Source organism: Streptomyces netropsis (assembly GCF_014203545.1).
GTDB lineage: Bacteria > Actinomycetota > Actinomycetes > Streptomycetales > Streptomycetaceae > Streptomyces > Streptomyces netropsis.
Map to the genome: position 1 here is coordinate 393,652 of NZ_JACHJG010000005.1, position 17,916 is coordinate 411,567.

Consider the following 17,916-nt stretch of genomic DNA (forward strand, 5'->3'; position numbering starts at 1 on the left):
CGATGGGATCTGCGGCCGTTACCCGGCCCACGACAGACCTGCTACGAAGAGCGCGTCGATAACGGACCGCCGCACACTGCGAACAGCAGTGCGGCCTCCCTCGCCGAGCAACTCGATGAGTCTACCCGGCGGGAAGGCCGCACTGAAATCGATCTATGGAGCGGGTTACGCCTGCTCGTCGAAGAGGCTCGTGACCGAACCGTCCTCGAAGACCTCGCGCACCGCGCGGGCGATCGTCGGCGCCATCGACAGCACCGTGATCTTGTCGAGCTCCAGGTCGCCCGGGTCGGGCAGCGTGTTCGTGAAGACGAACTCGCTCACCTTGGAGTTCTTCAGACGGTCCGCGGCGGGACCGGACAGGATGCCGTGCGTGGCCGTCACGATGACGTCCTCCGCACCATTGGCGAACAGCGCGTCCGCCGCGGCGCAGATCGTGCCACCGGTGTCGATCATGTCGTCGACCAGGATGCAGATGCGGCCCTTCACGTCACCGACGACCTCGTGGACGGTGACCTGGTTGGCGACGTCCTTGTCACGACGCTTGTGCACGATCGCCAGCGGCGCGTCCAGACGGTCGCACCAGCGGTCGGCGACCCGCACCCGGCCGGCGTCCGGCGAGACGACCGTGAGCTTGGAACGGTCGACCTTCGCACCCACGTAGTCGGCGAGCACCGGCAGCGCGGAGAGGTGGTCCACCGGACCGTCGAAGAAGCCCTGGATCTGGTCGGTGTGCAGATCGACCGTGAGGATGCGGTCGGCACCCGCGGTCTTCAGCAGGTCCGCGATCAGACGGGCCGAGATCGGCTCGCGACCACGGTGCTTCTTGTCCTGACGGGCATAGCCGTAGGACGGGATGATCACGGTGATGCTCCGGGCGGAGGCCCGCTTCAGAGCGTCGATCATGATGAGCTGTTCCATGATCCACTTGTTGATGGGAGCCGTGTGGCTCTGCATCAGGAAGCAGTCGGCGCCGCGCGCCGACTCCTGGAAGCGGACGTAGATCTCACCGTTGGCGAAGTCGAATGCCTTGGTCGGGACCAGGTCGACACCCAGCTGGTGCGCGACCTCCTCGGCAAGCTCGGGGTGGGCGCGGCCGGAGAAGAGCATCAGCTTCTTCTCGCCGGTCGTCTTGATCCCGCTCACAGCACAGTCTCCTTGGATGTCCATTTGTGTGCGCTTATCACGGTACGCCCCGCACGGCGTGCCCGTGTCACGGTCACTGCTCGCCGTCGGGCTCCTGGCGAGCAGTGGAAGCGGCCTGTGCGGCCGCGCTTCCGGGACGCTTACGGGCGACCCAACCCTCGATATTCCGCTGCTGACCACGGGCGACAGCCAGCGAACCCGGGGGCACATCCTTGGTGATGACGGAGCCGGCGGCGGTGTACGCGCCGTCCCCGACCGTGACAGGAGCCACAAACATGTTGTCCGACCCGGTCCGGCAGTGCGAACCGATCGTCGTGTGGTGCTTGTTCACACCGTCGTAGTTCACGAAGACGCTCGCCGCGCCGATGTTCGTGTACTCACCGATGGTCGCATCACCGACGTACGACAGGTGCGGCACCTTGGTGCCCTCGCCGATGTCGGCGTTCTTCATCTCGACGTACGCCCCGGCCTTCGACTTGCGGCCGAGCTTCGTACCCGGCCGCAGGTACGCGTACGGACCGACGGTCGCTCCCTCGCCGATCAGCGCGCTGTCGGCGACGGTGTTGTCCACCACGGCGCCCGCACCGACGGACGTGTCCTTCAGGCGGCTGTTCGGACCGACCTCGGCGCCCGTGGCGACGTGCGTCGCCCCGAGCAGCTGCGTACCGGGCTGGACGAGCGCGTCCGGCTCGAAGGTGACCGTGACGTCCACCCAGGTCGTGGCGGGGTCGACGACCGTCACACCACTCATCATCGCGTCGTGCAGCAGCCGCTCGTTGAGCAGTTTGCGGGCCTCGGCGAGCTGGACGCGGTTGTTGATGCCCAGGATCTCCCGGTGATCACCCGCGACGGCCGCACCCACCCGGTGACCGGCCTCGCGCAGGATGCCGAGCACATCGGTGAGGTACTCCTCACCCTGGCTGTTGTCCGTACGGACCTTGCCGAGCGCGTCGGTCAGGAGCTGGGCGTCGAACGCGAACACCCCGGAGTTGATCTCACGGATGGCGCGCTGCGCGTCGGTGGCGTCCTTGTGCTCGACGATCGCGGTCACGGCGCCGCTGCCGGCGTCGCGCACGATGCGGCCGTAGCCGGTGGAGTCGGGCACCTCGGCGGTCAGCACGGTGACGGCGTTGCCGTCGGCGGCGTGGGTGTCGCTCAGGGCCTTGAGCGTGGCGCCGGTCAGCAGGGGGGTGTCGCCGCAGACCACGACGACGGTGCCGTCGAGGACGACCCCGCTGTCGCTCAGCGACTCCAGGCCCATCCGCACGGCGTGGCCGGTGCCGTTCTGCTCGTACTGGACGGCGGTGCGCGTGGCCGGGTCGATCTCCGCCAGATGCGCGCTCACCTGCTCGCGGGCGTGCCCGACGATCACCACGAGGTGCTCGGGGTCCAGCTCGCGGGAGGCGGCGACGACGTGTCCGACGAGGGAGCGGCCGCAGATGGCGTGCAGGACCTTGGGGGTCGCCGACTTCATGCGGGTGCCCTCACCCGCTGCGAGGACGACGACGGCTGCCGGGCGGTTGGCGCTCACGGGTGTGCCCTTCGGCTTCGAGTGGTGGACACCCGAAGGATACCGGTGCGTATGGAAGCCGAAACGCGGGCGGGTCCTGACCTGGAGGTCAGGACCCGATGTATTCGAACTTTGAGCTCCCGGGGAAGGAATCGAACCCTCATTCAATGGACCAAAACCATTTGTCCTGCCATTAGACGACCCGGGATGGTTCGCCCGTTACGCCCGATTTTCTTGGTCGGGCTTTCGTGCAGCCACCACTATGCCGTACCACCAGCCTTCGATGCGACGGTATAGGTCGGCGCTTCCGAGGACGCGGACCACCAGGCAACCCCGATAGCTCTCCCCGACGTTCTTGCGGACGGTCTTCGGGTTGTGTTTCTTGAGGCTCGTCTTGCCGAAGGTGCCGCCGCCCACGTGCGCGGCCCAGAAGTGCTCCGCTCCGGTTACGTCGGCGGACTCGTGGATCATGACATGGAAGCGCAGGCGGTCCTCGTCGACGCCCAGTACGCGCAGCCAGGCCAGGTAGAGGCTGATCATGTCCGGGTCGCTGTTCACGAACGTGGCGCGCTCGCTCGGCCGGTGGGTCTTGCTCTTCGTTCCCTCGGCCCAGTAGAGCCCGACCCCGATCAGCAGGAGTTCGCGGTCGCTGAGCCGGCCTATCTCCTGAGTGGCGATGTCCTTGGTCTGCTGGCGCTCCAGATCCCGCGCCTTACGGATCGGCTCCCAGCGGGCCTCGGCCATCATGCGGCAGTGCTCCGCCACCTTCCGTTCCGGCTTCGGCAGATCCCGCACCCACAGCGACACCGAACTCTTCGACACGCCGAGCTCCGCGACGATCTCGTCGTACGTCTTCCCCGCCCGCCGCAGCTCCCGTGCGCGGGCCTTCATGTCTGTTTTGGCTTGGACCATGCCCCGCAGCCTCGTCGTACGTGCGTGCACATGTGCCGAAAATCTGGCCGATTCAACAGTTCGAGGGAAAAGCTCGCTATTCGTCCTTGTTCGCACACCCTCCGTGCCGCTGTGCGCACCGGAAAACCGGTGGCCGCCGCCCTTAGTCTGGGAGGTATGACCACAACGGGGGCAATCGCGGAGGCGGGCGCGCGGGGCGCGCCCTCGGGGCCTTGGTGGTGGGCCCGGCGGCGGAGTATGGCGCTGGATGTCGCGCTGGCTCTGGTGTCGGTGCTGGAGTGTGTGCTGGAGGGGGTCCAGTTCGCCGACGAGCACGGGCTGCCGGGGGCGCTCGGGGCGGTGGTCGGGGTGCCGGCCGGTGCTTCGTTGCTGCTGCGGCGGCGGTGGCCGGTCGCCGTGGTGCTGGTGTCGATCGCGATCACGCCGGCGGAGATGGGTTTCCTGCTCAGCATCGTCGGTCTGTACACGCTGGCCGCGTCGGAGGTGCCGCGTCGGATCACCGCGGTGCTGGCGGGGGCGTCGCTGGCGGGGACGCTGATCGTGACGTTCGTGCGGTTCGAGCAGGACATGGCGCAGGACGGCTATCAGCCGGGCCTGTGGGTGGTCGTGGCGTTCACGGTGGCGATGGCGCTGGGGCTGACGGCTCCGCCCGTGCTGCTGGGGTTGTACGTGGGTGCGCGGCGCCGGTTGGTCGACAGTCTGCGGGAGCGGGCGGACGGGCTGGAGCGGGAGCTGTCGCTGCTGGCGGACCGGGCGGAGGAGCGGGCGGTGTGGGCCCGTAACGAGGAGCGCACCCGGATCGCCCGGGAGATGCACGACGTGGTGGCGCACCGGGTGTCGTTGATGGTGGTGCACGCGGCGGCGTTGCAGGCCGTGGCGTTGAAGGATCCGGAGAAGGCGTCGAAGAACGCGGGTCTGGTCGGTGACATGGGCCGGCAGGCGCTGACGGAGTTGCGCGAGATGCTCGGTGTGCTGCGGACGTCGTCGGACGGGGTGGTGGCGGAGAAGCCGGCGGCGGCGCAGACGCAGCGGTTGGCGGCGGTGGCGGCGGTGGCGTCGGCGCGGGTGTCGGCGGGTGCCGCGGGTGGTCATGACGACGACGGGGGTCCGGTCGGTGACGGTCCGTGTCTGGACGGTCTGGCGGATCTGGTGGGGCAGTCGCGGGCGGCGGGGATGGCCGTGGAGCTGTCGGTGGAGGGTGAGGAGCGGGCGTACGGGCGGCGGGTGGAGCGTACGGCGTACCGCGTGGTGCAGGAGGCGCTGACGAACGTCCACAAGCATGCTCCGGGTGCGAAGGCGCAGGTGCGGCTGGCGCATCGGGAGGGTGAGGTGGCGTTGCAGGTGGAGAACGGCCCGTCGGACGGTGGTGCGGATGCGGGGCTGCCGAGCGGGGGCAATGGTCTGGTGGGGATGCGGGAGCGGGTGTCCGCGCTCGGTGGGGTGTTCGTGTCGGGGCCGACGGAGGCGGGTGGTTTCCGGGTGTCCGCGGTGATTCCGGATCGGGTGCGGGCGGCCTGACGGGCGCTCTGGACAGAGCGCCGGTGTCAGCGGCGTCCGGCGGAGAGCCGGGCGGGGCGGGTGCCGGTGACCAGGGTGCCGATGGCGTGGTCGATGTCTGGGCCGAGGTACCAGTCGCCGGTGTGGTCGAGGCTGTAGACGCGGCCGTGGGTGTCGATGGTGAGCAGGGCCTGGTTGTCGGCTTCCTGGCCGAGGGGGCAGACCTCGGTGCCGAGTGCGCGGCCGAGGTCGGCGACGGTGCGGGCGAGGTGGAGTCCGTGCAGGGGGTCGATGTGGAAGGGCGTGGGGGCGATGTGGCGGCCCGCGCCGGGGGCGGCGATGCGCAGTCCGCCGAATTCCGCCCAGGCTTCGACGGCGGCGGGGAAGACCGTGTGCCGGTGGCCGGCGGGGGAGACGTGGGCGCGTAGGGCGTCGGCCCAGTTCTCGGCGGCTTTGATGTCCCAGCGGCCGGGCTGCCAGCCGGCTTCGCGCAGGGCCGCGTCGACGGCTACGGGGAAGCGGGTGGCGGCGGTGCGGTCGAAGGCGCGCATGTGTGTCAGCTCTTGCCGTTGGTGGGGGCGGCGGGGTCGACGGACCGTACGCCGAAGTGGGAGAGGAGGGCGGTACAGGACCGGCAGGGGGCTGCGTAGCTGCCGTGTCGGGGGTCGCCGTCCTCGCGGATGTGGCGTGCGGTGAGTTTGGACTGTTTGAGTGCGCGTCGGGCTTCGCCGTGGGTGAGGGGTTTGCGGGAGGCGCGTTTGCTGCGGCCGGCTTCGAAGGCGCTGAGGTAGCGGGTGAGGAGTACGGCTTCGGGGCAGCGGCCGGTGAAGCGTTCGCGTCGTTCGCTGGTGAGGGTGTCGAGGAAGTCCTGGACGAGTGGGTGCAGGGCGGGTGGTTGGTCGGATCTGCCCGCGGTGCAGGTGAGGGTCTCGCCGCGGACGGAGAGCGCGGCGGCCACGGCGGGGAGTATGCCGTCGCGGCGGTGGAGCAGTGCGGGCGCGCGGTCGGCGTCGTCGGTGGCGCTCCAGGTGAGCCGGGGGTCGCCCGGTGTGCCGCCGTCGGTGTGGCGGTCCTGCGTCGTGTGCATGGTGGTTCTTCCCTCCCGTGCAATCCCCCTGTTGCGGGGATCAGACTGCCAAATGGGATGCGGGGTGTGGAAGTCAGGGCGGTGTTGTGCGCGCGTCGTGTGACGGATGTGCCTGATGAGGTCAGGGGTGGTGAGGCTGTGCGGGCCCTTGGCGCGCTGGGGGCGGGCGGGGTGGAACCGGAGGCTCCGCGTGGGCGGGGGCGGGGGCGGCTCTTGCGCCACCGCATAGGCTGTCCGCCACGAGGTGTCCTCGGCCATGGGGACACCGACCGGCCGAGCCGCCCCGTGGTCCGGCCGGGGATCTGGTGGCCCGCGGCGTCCGCCGCATCTGTCCGGGCCTCCAGGAGACACAGTCAGCAGGGGGCATCCGCCATGACGACAGGTCGGCTCGGGCAGCAAGCCGCGCCACCGAACACGGCCTACGCAGGGCAGGTCGTGCACTTTCCGGACCCGGTCCGGGCCAGCCGCTACCCCAAGGGTGTGCGGATGGACGAGGACGGTTTCCCGGACTTCTCGCCGTACGCGCGTGCCGCCGCGGAGATCGCGGAGCCGCCGGAGGGTTTCGGCGTGGACGAGCTGCGGCTGACCGACTACGTGTCGGCGAACGCCGCCCTGCACGCGGACGGTCACGAGCTGTGGGCGAGTCTGCCGCCGGTGGCGACACCGCACGGCTGGACGTGGCACCACTCGGTCCGCAGCCGCCGTCTGGAGCTGGTCCCGGTGGAGGTCAAGGCGCTGTTGCGGCACCACGGCGGGCTGGCGACGGCCCCGGTGGACCAGGACAAGCGCGGTACGCGGCCGTTGGCGGAGACCCGGCCGGTGCACTTCGCGCTGCCGCAGCGGGACCTGGCGGTCTCGGAGGAGCAGGTGCGGGGGGTCGAGGAGGACCTCGGCTACCGGCTGCCGGGCGCCTACCGGGCGTTCCTGAAGGCGGCCGGCGGCTGCGCCCCGGTGGGTGCCGCGCTGGACGCGGATCTGGGGCTGCTGCTGGACCAGCCGTTCTTCACGGTGCGGGACGAGGCGGCGGTCAACGACCTCGTGTACGTCAACAAGTGTCTGCGCGACCACTTCACCAAGGACTATCTGGGTGTCGGGTTCGTGCAGGGCGGTGTGATCGCGGTCAAGGTGAAGGGCGAGGCCATCGGCTCGGTGTGGTTCTGCCCGTACGACGACGCCCGTGACCAGGACGGTTTGACGGTGCAGGAGCGGGTGGAGCGGCTGCTGTTGCCCTGCGGTGAGGATTTCGACGCGTTTCTCTCCCGGCTGGCGGGTGGCCCGCCGGAGCTGGAGACCGTGGCGAATCTGATGGTGGACGGCGGCTTCGCTTACGCCGTCCCGGTGGAGGGGTGAGCGCGATGGTGACGTTCGCGCAGGCGCAGGAGCGCGCGGAGCGCTGGGTCAACGGCGACGTACCGGCGTATCTGCACCGTGAGGTGCGGGTGCGGGAGTTCGATCTGGGCTTCGTGGCCTGGGCCGAGGACCGTGCGGACCGTCCGACGACGGACGGCGGACGGGCGCGCCTGGTGATCGCCCGTGACAGCGGGGAGACCACGCTGTGGCCGGGGCTGCCGGTGGGTGAGGTGATCCGTCGGTACGAAGAGGAGTACGGGGCCGTGGACGAGTCGGTACCGGTGGCGGACACTCCGCCGAAGCGGTTGGACCTTGAGGCGACGTCGTTCCTGCTGAGTCCGCCGCAGTGGTTGCAGGACGCGGCGGACGCGATCGGGATCCCGGACCGGAGGTCGGGGTCCTCTTCGGCTGCTTCCTCCTCGGACGCGGACGCCCCGGCGCCTTCTCCGGCTGCTCCGTCCGTGCCCGCCGCTCGTGCGGACGCGGGCCGGCTGCCCGCTGAGGCCCCCGTTGAGGCCCCTGCTGCGGCCGCTCCGGCTCCGAGCGCCCCCGCTCCTTCGGCCCCTGCTCCGGAGGCAGCTGTTCCGCCGGGGGCGACCCCGTGGGCCGGTGCCGACACGAACACGGGGGCGGACGACAGCGACCGTTCGGTCGGTCTGCCCGCCACGGTCTTCGCGCCCGCGCTGGAGGACACCGGCGCGCCGGACGCCGCGTCACCCGCCGTGCCGGCGGACGCCAAGACGGCGCTGATGGCCACGGGCAGTGCGCTGCCCCGTACGGCGATCGCCCCCGCGATCGAGGACCCCGCCGCGCCGGTTCCCGGCGCGCCCGCGCCCGTTGCCGCTCCCGAGCCGCCGGCCGCCCAGTCGACCGCACCGCCGAGTGCGCCCCCGGCCGCCGCGCCGGCCGCTCCTCCGGCCGCGCCGCCGGGTGGGTACGCACGCACGCAGCTTGTTTCCCAGCTCGACGACAGCCTCGCCCCGGGCACCCCGGGCACCCCGGGCACCCCGGACGTGCCGGGCGGTGCGCAGGTGCCCGGTGCGGCCGGTGCCCCTGGTGCCCCCGGTGCGCCGCAGGTGCCGAGTGCCCCCAACCCGCCGCAGGCTCCCGGTGTCCCCGGTGTCCCCGGTGGCGGTGCGCACGCGGCGGCCACGATGCTCGCGGGCCCCGGTACGCCGGGCCAGCCCGGTGCGCCGGTGCCGCCCGGGCCCCCCGGTGCCCCGGGCCAGCCGCCCGCGTTCCCGGGCGCTCCCGGTCAGCCCCCGGCCGCCGCGTACCCGGGTCAGCCCGGTGCGCAGCCTCCGGCGGCGCCCGCGCCCGGTCAGCCGCAGGGTGTGCACGCGGCGGCGACGATGCTCGCCGGTCCCGGCACGCCGGGCATGCCGGGTGCTCCCGGTGCGGCCCCGGTGCCTCCGGGCCCGCCCGGTGCTCCCGGGCAGGGGCACGTGCCCGGCCGTCCGCAGGCGCCCGGTGCCCCCGGCCAGCCCGGTGCGCAGCCTCCGGCCGCGCCCGCGCCCGGCCAGCCGCAGGGTGTCCACGCGGCGGCGACGATGCTCGCCGGTCCCGGCACCCCGGGCATGCCGGGTGCTCCGGGTCAGCCTCCCGGTGCGCCGATGCCCCCGGCGGCTCCCGTGGGTGCCGCGGCTCCGGCCGCCCCGGGCGGGTACGGGTATCCGCAGGCCGCTCCCACGGGGGTGCCGACCGTCGGCCCCGGCTACATGGCCGTGCTGCGCTATCGGGCGCAGGACGGTTCCGAGCAGCAGATCATCCGGCGCAGCGCGCCGGGTACGCCGCATCCCGAGTGGCAGATCCTGCACGAGCTGCGGGCGATGAACGTGCCGCCGCAGCAGGTGCTGGAGCTGCACACGGAGCTGGAGTCGTGTGATCTGCCCGGTGGTTACTGCGCCCGGATGGTGCGGGAGACGTGGCCGCAGGTGCGGATCAGCCATACGGCCGCGTACGGGCGGGATCATCTGACCCGTCAGCAGGGTGTGCGGCACCTGGTGGAGCATCAGGGCGAGCTGCACCAGGTCGCGGACGGGCCGGCGCGTCCGGCGCCGAACCGGGTGCCGTTGCCGCACCCGGGCCAGGTGCAGCAGGCGCCGCCGGTCGCTCCGGACGGCATCGCGCGGGAGCTGGTGGAGGCGTTCGGCCCGCAGGGGATCTTCCGTTTCGACCAGCGGGCGGTCTCGCGCCAGGGCGTGCCGGACATCGTGGCGCAGACGTTGGTGTGGGCGGGTCTGCCGATGGACTTCGGCCCGTTCTTCTGGGGTCAGGCGCAGCCCGGTCGTCCGGTGCCGACGCTGGCGGAGCTGGCGGCGGAGCGCGGGGTGCGGCCGTCGCCGGACGCCGGTTCGTATCTCGTCATGGGCAGTGATTTCGGCCGTCAGCTGTGTGTGCAGTACGGGACGGCGCACATCGTGGCGGTGCCGGTGGAGGCGGGTCCGGACGGCGGTTCGGTGGCGCCGCAGTTCGTCAACACGAGCCTGCCTCAGTTCGTACGCTGTTTGGCGCTGCTCGGGAAGATGTGGCGCTGGCGCTACGGGCTGACGCCGGAGCAGGCCGGGCGCTGGACCGTGGATTTCCAGGCTCAGCTGATGGCGTTGGACCCCGCGGCGCTGTCGTCGCCGGAGAACTGGTGGGCCGTACTGCTGGAGCAGATGTGGGACGGTCTCTTCTAGCGACCGGCCGGCGTAGGTGAGGGCACAGGGCGCTCGACCCGGGTGAGGGGTCGGGCGCCCTGCGTCGTGGGTCGGCGCATCCTTGAGAGATGAATAGGGCGGAGTGTCGCGTTTTGGGCGCTTCGGTGGTCCAGGAAATGATGTGCGCCGGATCGCGTCGCATACCGGATATCCGGATATAAGGGGCTTCAAGGATGAGTGCATCGGTGTCTCCCGACGGTTTCACTGTCGTGCGGGGCCGCGGCTACCGGCCTGAGCAGGTCGAGCGCGCGTCGGCGGAGTTCGCACGCCAGCGGGACGGTGCGTGGGAGCGGGTGGCGCGACTGACCGTGCTCGCACGGGAGATGGAGAGCGAGGTGGAGCGCCTCGCCCAGGTGGTGGCGCATCTTCCGCCGCAGACGTACGAGTCGCTCGGTTCGCGCGCCCGGGGGCTGCTGGTCACCGCGGAGGCCGAGGCGGCGGGGCTGCGTGAGCGTGCCGACGCGGCGGCGGCCGAACTGCGGGAGTCCGCCGAGGCCCATGCCCGCGTGGTCCGGGACGAGGCGCAGGCGCACGCCGTGGCGGTGAAGGCGGAGTCGGAGGGCTGGGCGCGGCAGGTGGTGCTGGCCGCGCAGTCCGCGGCGGACGAGCTGCGGGCGGAGGTGCGCCGGGAGGTCAAGGCGCGGCGGGGGGAGTCGCTGGCGGCGCTGCGGGAGATGCGGCAGCACACGGCGGGTCTGCTGGCGGAGCAGGAGAAGGACCAGGCCGAGCGGTGGGACGCGGCGGGCCGCGAGATCGCCGAGCGGGAGGCGGCGATGGACGTGCGGGTGGCCGCCCTGGAGGAGTACGCGCGCTCGACGCTGGGGGAGGCGCAGCGCCGGTTCGCGGAGGCGGAGGAGGCGGCGCGGCACGGTCAGGAGGACGCGGAGGCACAGGCGGGGGCGTTGCTCGCGCAGGCGCGGGTGCGCGAGGAGCGCATCAACCGGGAGACCGAGCGGCTGCTGCGGGAGCACGAGGAGCGCCGTGAGGAGCTCCGCTCGCACATGGCGCATGTGCGGCACAGTCTGGCGGCGTTGACGGGCAAGCCGGTCGCCGAGGACGCGGGCGCGGGCGATCTGTAGGAGCTGACGGCCCCACAGGGGCCGGGCCGCGGTCCCGCCCGGTCCCCGCGAGGCGGGGGCGGGCGGGACGGGGCGCGGTCTCAGGCCTTCGGGGTGCCGCTCGGGGTGGCGGGCGGCGTGGTGGACGGCTGCTGCGTGGACTCCGCCGCCAGCACGTTCAGGTGCACGATGAGGACCTGGCCGTCGGTGCTGACGATGCGGAGGGTGAAGCCACCGGACTTGTTGTCGGCGAAGAGCTCCGGCAGTTCGAGCTGGCCGTCCTTGCCGGTCTTGCCGAGGTCGACCTCGCGGACCGGCTTACCGTTCTCGTCCTTGAAGTACGGGCCGGACTTGACGGTGCTCTCGCCGTCGGCGGCGGCCACGGTGGCCGTCATGCCGATGCCGGGCATGGCCTTGCCCCCGTTGGAGGCCTGGATCACGACCTTGTCGGCGAAGGCGCTGTTCGGCTTGGCCTCCAAGCGCTTGTTGCCGACGCGGACGATCTTGTCGGCGTGCACCGGGGCGGCCTTGACCGTCGCATTGATGTCGACGGGCGCGAGGTCCTTGCCCTCGACGGTGATGCGCAGGGTGAACTGGCCGGCCTGGTCGCCCGCGAGGACACGGGGTGCGGCGGCCTTGCCGTCCTTGGCCGTCGGGACGGTGACCTTGGTGGTGTTGCCCAGGAAGCGGGCCCCGGTCCTGCCGATGATCTCGAAGCGGACCCGGGTGCCGGCGACCGGCTTGCCGGCCTTGTCGAGGGCCCGGACGCTCGCGGGTTCGGCGAAGGTCTCACCCGCCGTGGTCTCCCACTCCGCCGCGCCGATCCGCTCCAGGCGGGCGACGGGCGCGGGGGTCGGCTTGGTGGGATCGGGCTTCGGCTCGGGCTTCGGGGTCGGCTTCTGCGGGTCAGGCTTCTGCGGATCCGGCTTCGGGGTCGGCTTCTGCGGCGTGGGCGTCTGCTTGCCGGGGCTGGGCTTGTTGCCCGACGGCGTGGACGAGCCGGTCCCGGGCGTGGTGCCGGGGGAGGGGGTGGTGGGGGTCGTGCCGGAGGTGTCGCCCGACGGGTTGTGCGGGGTCGTCGGGGTGTTGTCGGGGACCGTGCCGACATTGCCGCTCTGGTACGTGCGCATCCAGGCCAGGACCGCGTTGACGTACTCGCGGGACTGGTTGTAGCTCAGCACGGCCTTGTCGAGGTCCGCGCTGCTGTTCAGGTCCCGGTTGTTCGCGCAGAGGTAGTGGGCGGTGCCCAGCGCGGCGTCGAAGATGTTGTTGGGGTCCTTGATGCCGTCGCCGTTGCCGTCGGCGCCCGACATCTCCCAGGTGGAGGGGATGAACTGGGTCGGGCCGACGGCCCGGTCGTACTCGGTGTCGCCGTCCCAGCGGCCCTTGTCGGTGTCCCGGATCTCCGCGAACTGACCACCGGTCAGCCGCGGTCCGCGGATCGGCTTCTCCGTCGAGCCGTCGCTGCGCAGCCCGTAACCGCCGGCGTGCACCGACTCCACACGGCCGATGCCCGCGATCAGCTCCCACGGGATGTGGCAGCCCGGCAGCTGGGTCGCGGCGAGGCGCGCGGCGTTCTGATAGGCGGCCAGGGCGGTCTTGGGGATGCCTGTGTTGCCGTCCGGGGAGTCGCCGCCGGTGCCGCCGCCGGGCTTGCCGGCGTTGCCCGGCTTCTTCGGGGCGAGGTCGGGCAGGGCGAGGTTGGGGACGCCATGCGGCTTGCCCTGGGGGTCGGAAGGTCTGGGTGAGGAATCGTCGGCACCGGCGGTGTTGTGCGGCGGACTGACGCCGACAGCCGCCGTGAGGCTGGCGACGAGCAGAGCAGTGCACAGTCCCTGCCGGGAGACGCTGGCAGCGCGAGTACGAAGTATCTTCACGGAGGCTGCTTCCTTGGGAGACCGACTGGCCGGTGCGAGGAGGGTCGCACGTGCCCCCCACGGCCATAGACCCGAACACTAATTCCCTCTGGCCCCAATTGTCTTGTCCCGGGACTGGCTTCACGTATTCTTCGCTCTTCGTTCCCCCTCAGGGGCCCGTTTCCCCCCTGTTACCCCCTGTCTTCGACTGTTCGTCCGCCCCGCGACCCCGAGGCGGAGGCGGCTCGACGGGGCCCGTCCCCTAGGGGTGGATCCGTACATCCCCCCAGCCCCGGCTCGTACCGCAGCAGGATGCTCCGAGCGAGGGCGATATCTAGCCTTTTTATGGGTGGCCGGAGGGACGCCGGTAGGGCTGGCACCACCCCGAAGACAGGGACGGGCCCCATCGTGGCCGCGTCCGGATTCCCGCAGGCTTGAGGCGTGTCACCCCGTTGCGGCGGGATGCACCCAGACGCAACGAATTGCATAGAAACAGGAGACTTACCGTGAAAACGGCTGTATCGATTCCCACGACCGGGGGCAGTGGAGGACATGCGGCCGTCGCGGCGAGGGCCCGTCAGGTCCTCAAGGCGTACGGCGCGGGGGAGACCCGGGTCGTCGCGCTCGACCACGTGGACGTGGACATCGCCCGTGGGCAGTTCACGGCCATCATGGGCCCCTCCGGCTCCGGCAAGTCGACGCTGATGCACTGCCTGGCCGGCCTCGACACCGTCACCTCCGGGCAGATATTCATCGACGAGACCGAGATCACCGGGCTCAAGGACAAGAAGCTCACCCAACTGCGCCGGGATCGGATCGGCTTCATCTTCCAGGCGTTCAACCTGCTGCCGACGCTGAACGCCCTGGAGAACATCACGCTCCCCATGGACATCGCCGGCCGCAAGCCGGACCGGGCGTGGCTGGACCGCGTCGTGGAGACCGTGGGCCTCGCGGGCCGCCTCAAGCACCGGCCCAACCAGCTCTCCGGCGGCCAGCAGCAGCGCGTCGCCGTGGCCCGCGCGCTCGCCGCCCGGCCCGAGATCATCTTCGGTGACGAGCCCACCGGAAACCTGGACTCGCGGGCCGGCGCCGAGGTGCTGGGCTTCCTGCGCCGCTCGGTCGACGAGCTGGGCCAGACCATCGTCATGGTCACCCACGACCCCGTGGCCGCCTCGTACGCGGACCGGGCACTGTTCCTGGCGGACGGGCGGATCGTGGACGAGATGTACCAGCCGACCGCCGACCTGGTCCTCGAGCGGATGAAGCACTTCGACGCGCGCGGGCGGGTGTCGTGACCGTCCTCAAGACCTCGCTGCGCAACTTCGTCGCCCACAAGGGGCGCATGGCGCTGTCCGCCGTCGCGGTGCTGCTGTCGGTGGCGTTCGTCTGCGGCACGCTCGTCTTCACCGACACCATGAGCGCCACGTTCGACAAGCTCTTCGCCTCCACCGCCTCCGACGTCAGCGTCGCCGCGCCGAAGAACGACAACGCCCAGCAGACCGGCAGGCCGCAGACCGTCCCCGCGTCGCTCCAGGCGAAGCTCGCCAAGGCCGACGGGGTCGCGAAGGTCGAACCGCACGCCACCAACCAGCAGATCACCGCCGCCGACGCGAAGAACAAGAACATCGGCCCCACGTCCGGCGCCCCCACCGTGGGCACCAACTGGGACGACAGCCAGAAGAAGTCCGTCGACATCACCAGCGGCCACGAGCCGCGCGGCCCCACCGAGGTCGTCCTCGACTCCGACACCGCCGACAAGCACGGTCTGAAGCCGGGCGACACCCTGCGCGTGATGGCCGCCCCGGGCGACTTCAAGGTCACGATCATCGGTCTCGCCACGTACAAGACCACCAACCCGGGCGCGGCGATCCTCTACTTCGACACCGCGACCGCCCAGAGCAAGCTCCTCGGCACCACGACCGGCTACAGCGGCTACGGCCTGACGGCGGCCGCCGGGGTCAGCGACGAGCAGCTCAAGAAGAACGTCACCGCCGCCATCGGCACCGGCTACACCGTGCACACCGCCGCCGAGACGAAGGCGGAGAACAAGAAGGACGTCGGCTCCTTCCTCGACGTCATGAAGTACGCGCTGCTCGGCTTCGCCGGCATCGCCGTGCTCGTCGGCATCTTCCTCATCGTCAACACCTTCTCCATGCTGGTCGCCCAGCGCACCCGTGAGATCGGCCTGATGCGGGCCATCGGCTCCAGCCGCAAGCAGGTCAACCGGTCGGTGCTGGCCGAGGCGCTGCTCCTCGGCGTCGTCGGCTCGCTCCTCGGCATCGGCGGCGGTGTCGCCCTGGCCGTCGGGCTGATGGAACTCATGGGCTCCATGGGCATGAAGCTCGACACCTCCGAGCTGACCATCAAGCCCACCACGCCGCTGATCGGCCTCGCGATCGGTGTCGTCGTCACCGTCCTCGCCGCCTACCTCCCCGCCCGCCGGGCCGGGAAGATCTCGCCCATGGCCGCCCTGCGCGACGCGGGAACCCCCGCCGACGGCAAGGCCGGCAAGGTGCGGGCCGCCATCGGCCTGCTGCTCACCGGCGCGGGCGCGGCCGCCCTCGTCGCGGGCGGCACGGCGGACCAGGCGTCGGCGGGCTCGGCGTTCCTGGGCCTGGGCGTGCTGCTGACCCTCGTCGGCTTCGTCGTCGTCGGTCCGCTGCTGGCCTCCGTCGTCGTCCGCGGCCTCAGCGTGGTCGTGCTGCGCCTCTTCGGCCCCGTCGGCCGCCTCGCCGAGCGCAACGCGCTGCGCAACCCGCGGCGTACGGGCGGCACGGCCTCCGCCCTGATGATCGGCCTCGCGCTCGTCGCCGCCCTCTCGGTGGTCGGCTCCTCCATGGTCGCCTCGGCCACGGACCAGCTCGACAAGTCGGTCGGCGCGGACTTCATCATCGGCGGCGACACCGGACCGCTCAGCCCCGCCATGGTCAAGGCCGTCAGGTCCGCGGACCACGTGGCGCACTTCACCGAGTACACCGGCGTCAACGCCAAGATCACCACCCCGGACGGCACGACCGCCACGGAACGGCTGACCGCGGCCACCCCGACCTACGCCCAGGACCTGCGGATCGAAACGGTCCGGGGCAAGCTGTCGGACGCCTACGCCAAGGACGCCATGTCGGTGCCCGAGGGCTGGGCGAAGGACCACGGCGTCAAGCTGGGCGACCGGCTGACCGTCGCCATGGTCGACGGCCGGACGGCGAAGCTCAAGATCAACGCGATCACCACGGACGACACCACGTTCGACAAGGGCGCGATGTACACGGACATCGCCACCGCGAAGCGGTACCTCCCGGCGGACAAGGTCCCGGCGATCTCGATGATGTTCGCCAAGGCCGAGGACGGCCAGGCGAAGGAGGCGGCCGCGGCCCTGAAGGCGGCGGTGGAGGACTACCCGCAGATCGAGGTCCGTGACCAGGCCGACTACAAGGAGCTCATCAAGGGCCAGGTCGACCAGCTGCTCAACATGATCTACGGCCTGCTGGCCCTGGCCATCATCGTCGCGGTCCTGGGCGTCGTGAACACCCTCGCCCTGTCGGTCGTCGAGCGGACCCGCGAGATCGGCCTGATGCGCGCCATCGGTCTCTCCCGCCGCCAGCTGCGCCGCATGATCCGTCTGGAGTCGGTGGTCATCGCCCTCTTCGGCGCCCTCCTGGGCCTCGGCCTCGGCATGGCGTGGGGCATGACGGCCCAGAAGCTGCTGGCCCTGCAGGGCCTGGGAATCCTGGAGATCCCCTGGCCGACGATCACCGCGGTCTTCCTCGGCTCGGCACTGGTGGGCCTGCTCGCCGCCCTGGTCCCGGCGTTCCGGGCGGGCCGGATGAACGTCCTGAACGCCATCGCGACGGACTGACCACCGGCGGGGGAACGACCCGGCCCGGACGCGCCACGGGGGTGCGCGTCCGGGCCGGGTCCTTTGCGTGCGTGCGTGCGGTCGGTCCGTCGGAGGTCCGTGTCCGCCGTCCGGCCCATCCGGCACGATCGGTTGCCGTACGGTGATCGGGGCACCCTTGGGAGGACGTATGACCACGCAGCCCGTTCACGACGGTGGGGCGCTGATCCCCAGACCCGAGAAGACGTTCCCCGCGCTGCGGGCGGCCCTCGCGCAGGTCGCGCCGTCGCGGCTGGCGGAGATGACGACCGAGCGCGACACGGTCTTCACGATGGCCACCCAGTCCAACAGCTTCGGGCCGATCGCCATGTTCCAGCTCAAGTGGGCCACGGTGATCGAGATCGAGCGTTTCCCCGATGTCGCCCGGCGGCTGCGCGCGGCCGAGTACGCCGCCCAGACGCTGGACCACGAGGACCCGGCATGGCGGGCCGCCATGGACGACATCCGGCAGATCATGGACGGTGCCCGGGCGCAGGTCGCCGGTGGGTGACTGGCACTGGGAGTACGACCCGGACCCGCGGCACGTCATCGGTGAGACGCCGAACCTCGCCTTCGTCGCGTTGGTGGAGGAGCGCGCGGACGAACTGGTACGGGCTGCGGCAGCGCTCTACCTGGACGGTGCCGCTCATCAGGGGGCCTCTCCCGGTCTGCGTGAGGAGGTCCTCCCGAACGGGATGTTCCAGTACCTGACGATCGTGCGGCAGCGGTGCCTGTACATCGTTCAGGTCACGCCGTGGCCGCTCTGAGACGAGGCTGACCGGGGGCGATCGGGCCTGCGGCGGGGACGTCCTGGGGCGTTCGTGGTCCGACCGCGGTTGTCGGCCCGCCGTCGTAGGCTGGGGGCACCCCGGCCCGTATCCCACGTGTCGGGTGGTTCGCGTTGTCCCCCGACCTCGTCACCTTGCCATC

Annotated in this window: 14 protein-coding genes and 1 tRNA gene; 8 read left to right on the plus strand and 7 right to left on the minus strand. The window is 71.3% G+C overall.

Translation table 11 applies throughout. The features are described from left to right. Positions 1 to 165: 165 nt before the first annotated feature. The 4 genes from FHS38_RS15265 to FHS38_RS15280 all read right to left on the minus strand — a co-directional run bounded on the left by FHS38_RS15265 (position 166) and on the right by FHS38_RS15280 (position 3,565). Positions 166 to 1,143: a ribose-phosphate diphosphokinase gene (locus FHS38_RS15265; RefSeq protein ID WP_184734064.1), complete on the minus strand. Its 978-nt coding sequence runs from the start codon at positions 1,141 to 1,143 to the stop codon at positions 166 to 168. A gap of 73 nt (positions 1,144 to 1,216) precedes the next feature. Further along, positions 1,217 to 2,674, minus strand: a complete 1,458-nt coding sequence (glmU, locus tag FHS38_RS15270) for a bifunctional UDP-N-acetylglucosamine diphosphorylase/glucosamine-1-phosphate N-acetyltransferase GlmU (protein WP_184734065.1) — start codon at positions 2,672 to 2,674, stop codon at positions 1,217 to 1,219. Between the two features lie 116 nt (positions 2,675 to 2,790). After that, positions 2,791 to 2,861 (minus strand) — tRNA-Gln (locus FHS38_RS15275). A gap of 11 nt (positions 2,862 to 2,872) precedes the next feature. Further along, positions 2,873 to 3,565 (minus strand): hypothetical protein, encoded by a 693-nt coding sequence (locus tag FHS38_RS15280; protein WP_184734066.1) that lies wholly within the window; start codon positions 3,563 to 3,565, stop codon positions 2,873 to 2,875. Positions 3,566 to 3,721: 156 nt separating this feature from the next. Here FHS38_RS15280 and FHS38_RS15285 point away from each other — a divergent pair, with 156 nt between their 5' ends. After that, entirely contained in the window at positions 3,722 to 5,083 is a 1,362-nt protein-coding gene (locus FHS38_RS15285) for a sensor histidine kinase (protein ID WP_184734067.1), read from the plus strand. Positions 5,084 to 5,109: 26 nt separating this feature from the next. On the opposite strand, the gene FHS38_RS15290 is transcribed toward FHS38_RS15285, so the two are convergent. Both FHS38_RS15290 and FHS38_RS15295 read right to left on the minus strand, forming a co-directional pair. Then, the gene (locus FHS38_RS15290) at positions 5,110 to 5,613 is read right to left on the minus strand and encodes an SUKH-3 domain-containing protein (RefSeq protein ID WP_130879167.1); all 504 of its coding nucleotides are present in this window, start codon (positions 5,611 to 5,613) and stop codon (positions 5,110 to 5,112) included. A gap of 5 nt (positions 5,614 to 5,618) precedes the next feature. Beyond that, entirely contained in the window at positions 5,619 to 6,149 is a 531-nt protein-coding gene (locus FHS38_RS15295; RefSeq protein ID WP_184734068.1) for a YwqJ-related putative deaminase, read from the minus strand. Positions 6,150 to 6,521: 372 nt separating this feature from the next. Here FHS38_RS15295 and FHS38_RS15300 point away from each other — a divergent pair, with 372 nt between their 5' ends. The 3 genes from FHS38_RS15300 (at position 6,522) to FHS38_RS15310 (ending at position 11,280) form a co-directional block, all read left to right on the plus strand. Further along, positions 6,522 to 7,499: an SMI1/KNR4 family protein gene (locus tag FHS38_RS15300; protein WP_184734069.1), complete on the plus strand. Its 978-nt coding sequence runs from the start codon at positions 6,522 to 6,524 to the stop codon at positions 7,497 to 7,499. A 5-nt stretch (positions 7,500 to 7,504) separates the two neighbouring features. Continuing rightward, positions 7,505 to 10,180, plus strand: a complete 2,676-nt coding sequence (locus FHS38_RS15305) for an SUKH-4 family immunity protein (RefSeq protein ID WP_184734070.1) — start codon at positions 7,505 to 7,507, stop codon at positions 10,178 to 10,180. 194 nt (positions 10,181 to 10,374) lie between these two features. Continuing rightward, positions 10,375 to 11,280, plus strand: coding sequence for a coiled-coil domain-containing protein (locus FHS38_RS15310; RefSeq protein WP_184734071.1), 906 nt, complete (start codon positions 10,375 to 10,377; stop codon positions 11,278 to 11,280). A gap of 80 nt (positions 11,281 to 11,360) precedes the next feature. Here the strand turns inward: FHS38_RS15310 and FHS38_RS15315 are convergent, their stop codons facing one another. Further along, on the minus strand, positions 11,361 to 13,136 hold the full coding sequence (locus FHS38_RS15315) for a lytic transglycosylase domain-containing protein (protein WP_184734072.1): 1,776 nt from the start codon (positions 13,134 to 13,136) through the stop codon (positions 11,361 to 11,363). Between the two features lie 485 nt (positions 13,137 to 13,621). On the opposite strand from FHS38_RS15315, the gene FHS38_RS15320 reads away from it, so the two are divergent. The 4 genes from FHS38_RS15320 (at position 13,622) to FHS38_RS15335 (ending at position 17,753) form a co-directional block, all read left to right on the plus strand. Continuing rightward, positions 13,622 to 14,410, plus strand: a complete 789-nt coding sequence (locus FHS38_RS15320; protein ID WP_184734073.1) for an ABC transporter ATP-binding protein — start codon at positions 13,622 to 13,624, stop codon at positions 14,408 to 14,410. Then, entirely contained in the window at positions 14,407 to 16,968 is a 2,562-nt protein-coding gene (locus tag FHS38_RS15325) for an ABC transporter permease (protein WP_184734074.1), read from the plus strand. The genes FHS38_RS15320 and FHS38_RS15325 overlap by 4 nt, the downstream gene beginning before the upstream one ends. Positions 16,969 to 17,137: 169 nt before the next feature. Next, positions 17,138 to 17,497 carry a hypothetical protein gene (locus FHS38_RS15330; protein ID WP_184734075.1) on the plus strand — a complete coding sequence of 120 codons (360 nt, stop codon included), beginning with the start codon at positions 17,138 to 17,140 and terminating at the stop codon, positions 17,495 to 17,497. Further along, positions 17,490 to 17,753: a hypothetical protein gene (locus FHS38_RS15335; protein ID WP_184734076.1), complete on the plus strand. Its 264-nt coding sequence runs from the start codon at positions 17,490 to 17,492 to the stop codon at positions 17,751 to 17,753. Before FHS38_RS15330 ends, FHS38_RS15335 begins: the two co-directional genes overlap by 8 nt. Positions 17,754 to 17,916 lie beyond the last annotated feature (163 nt).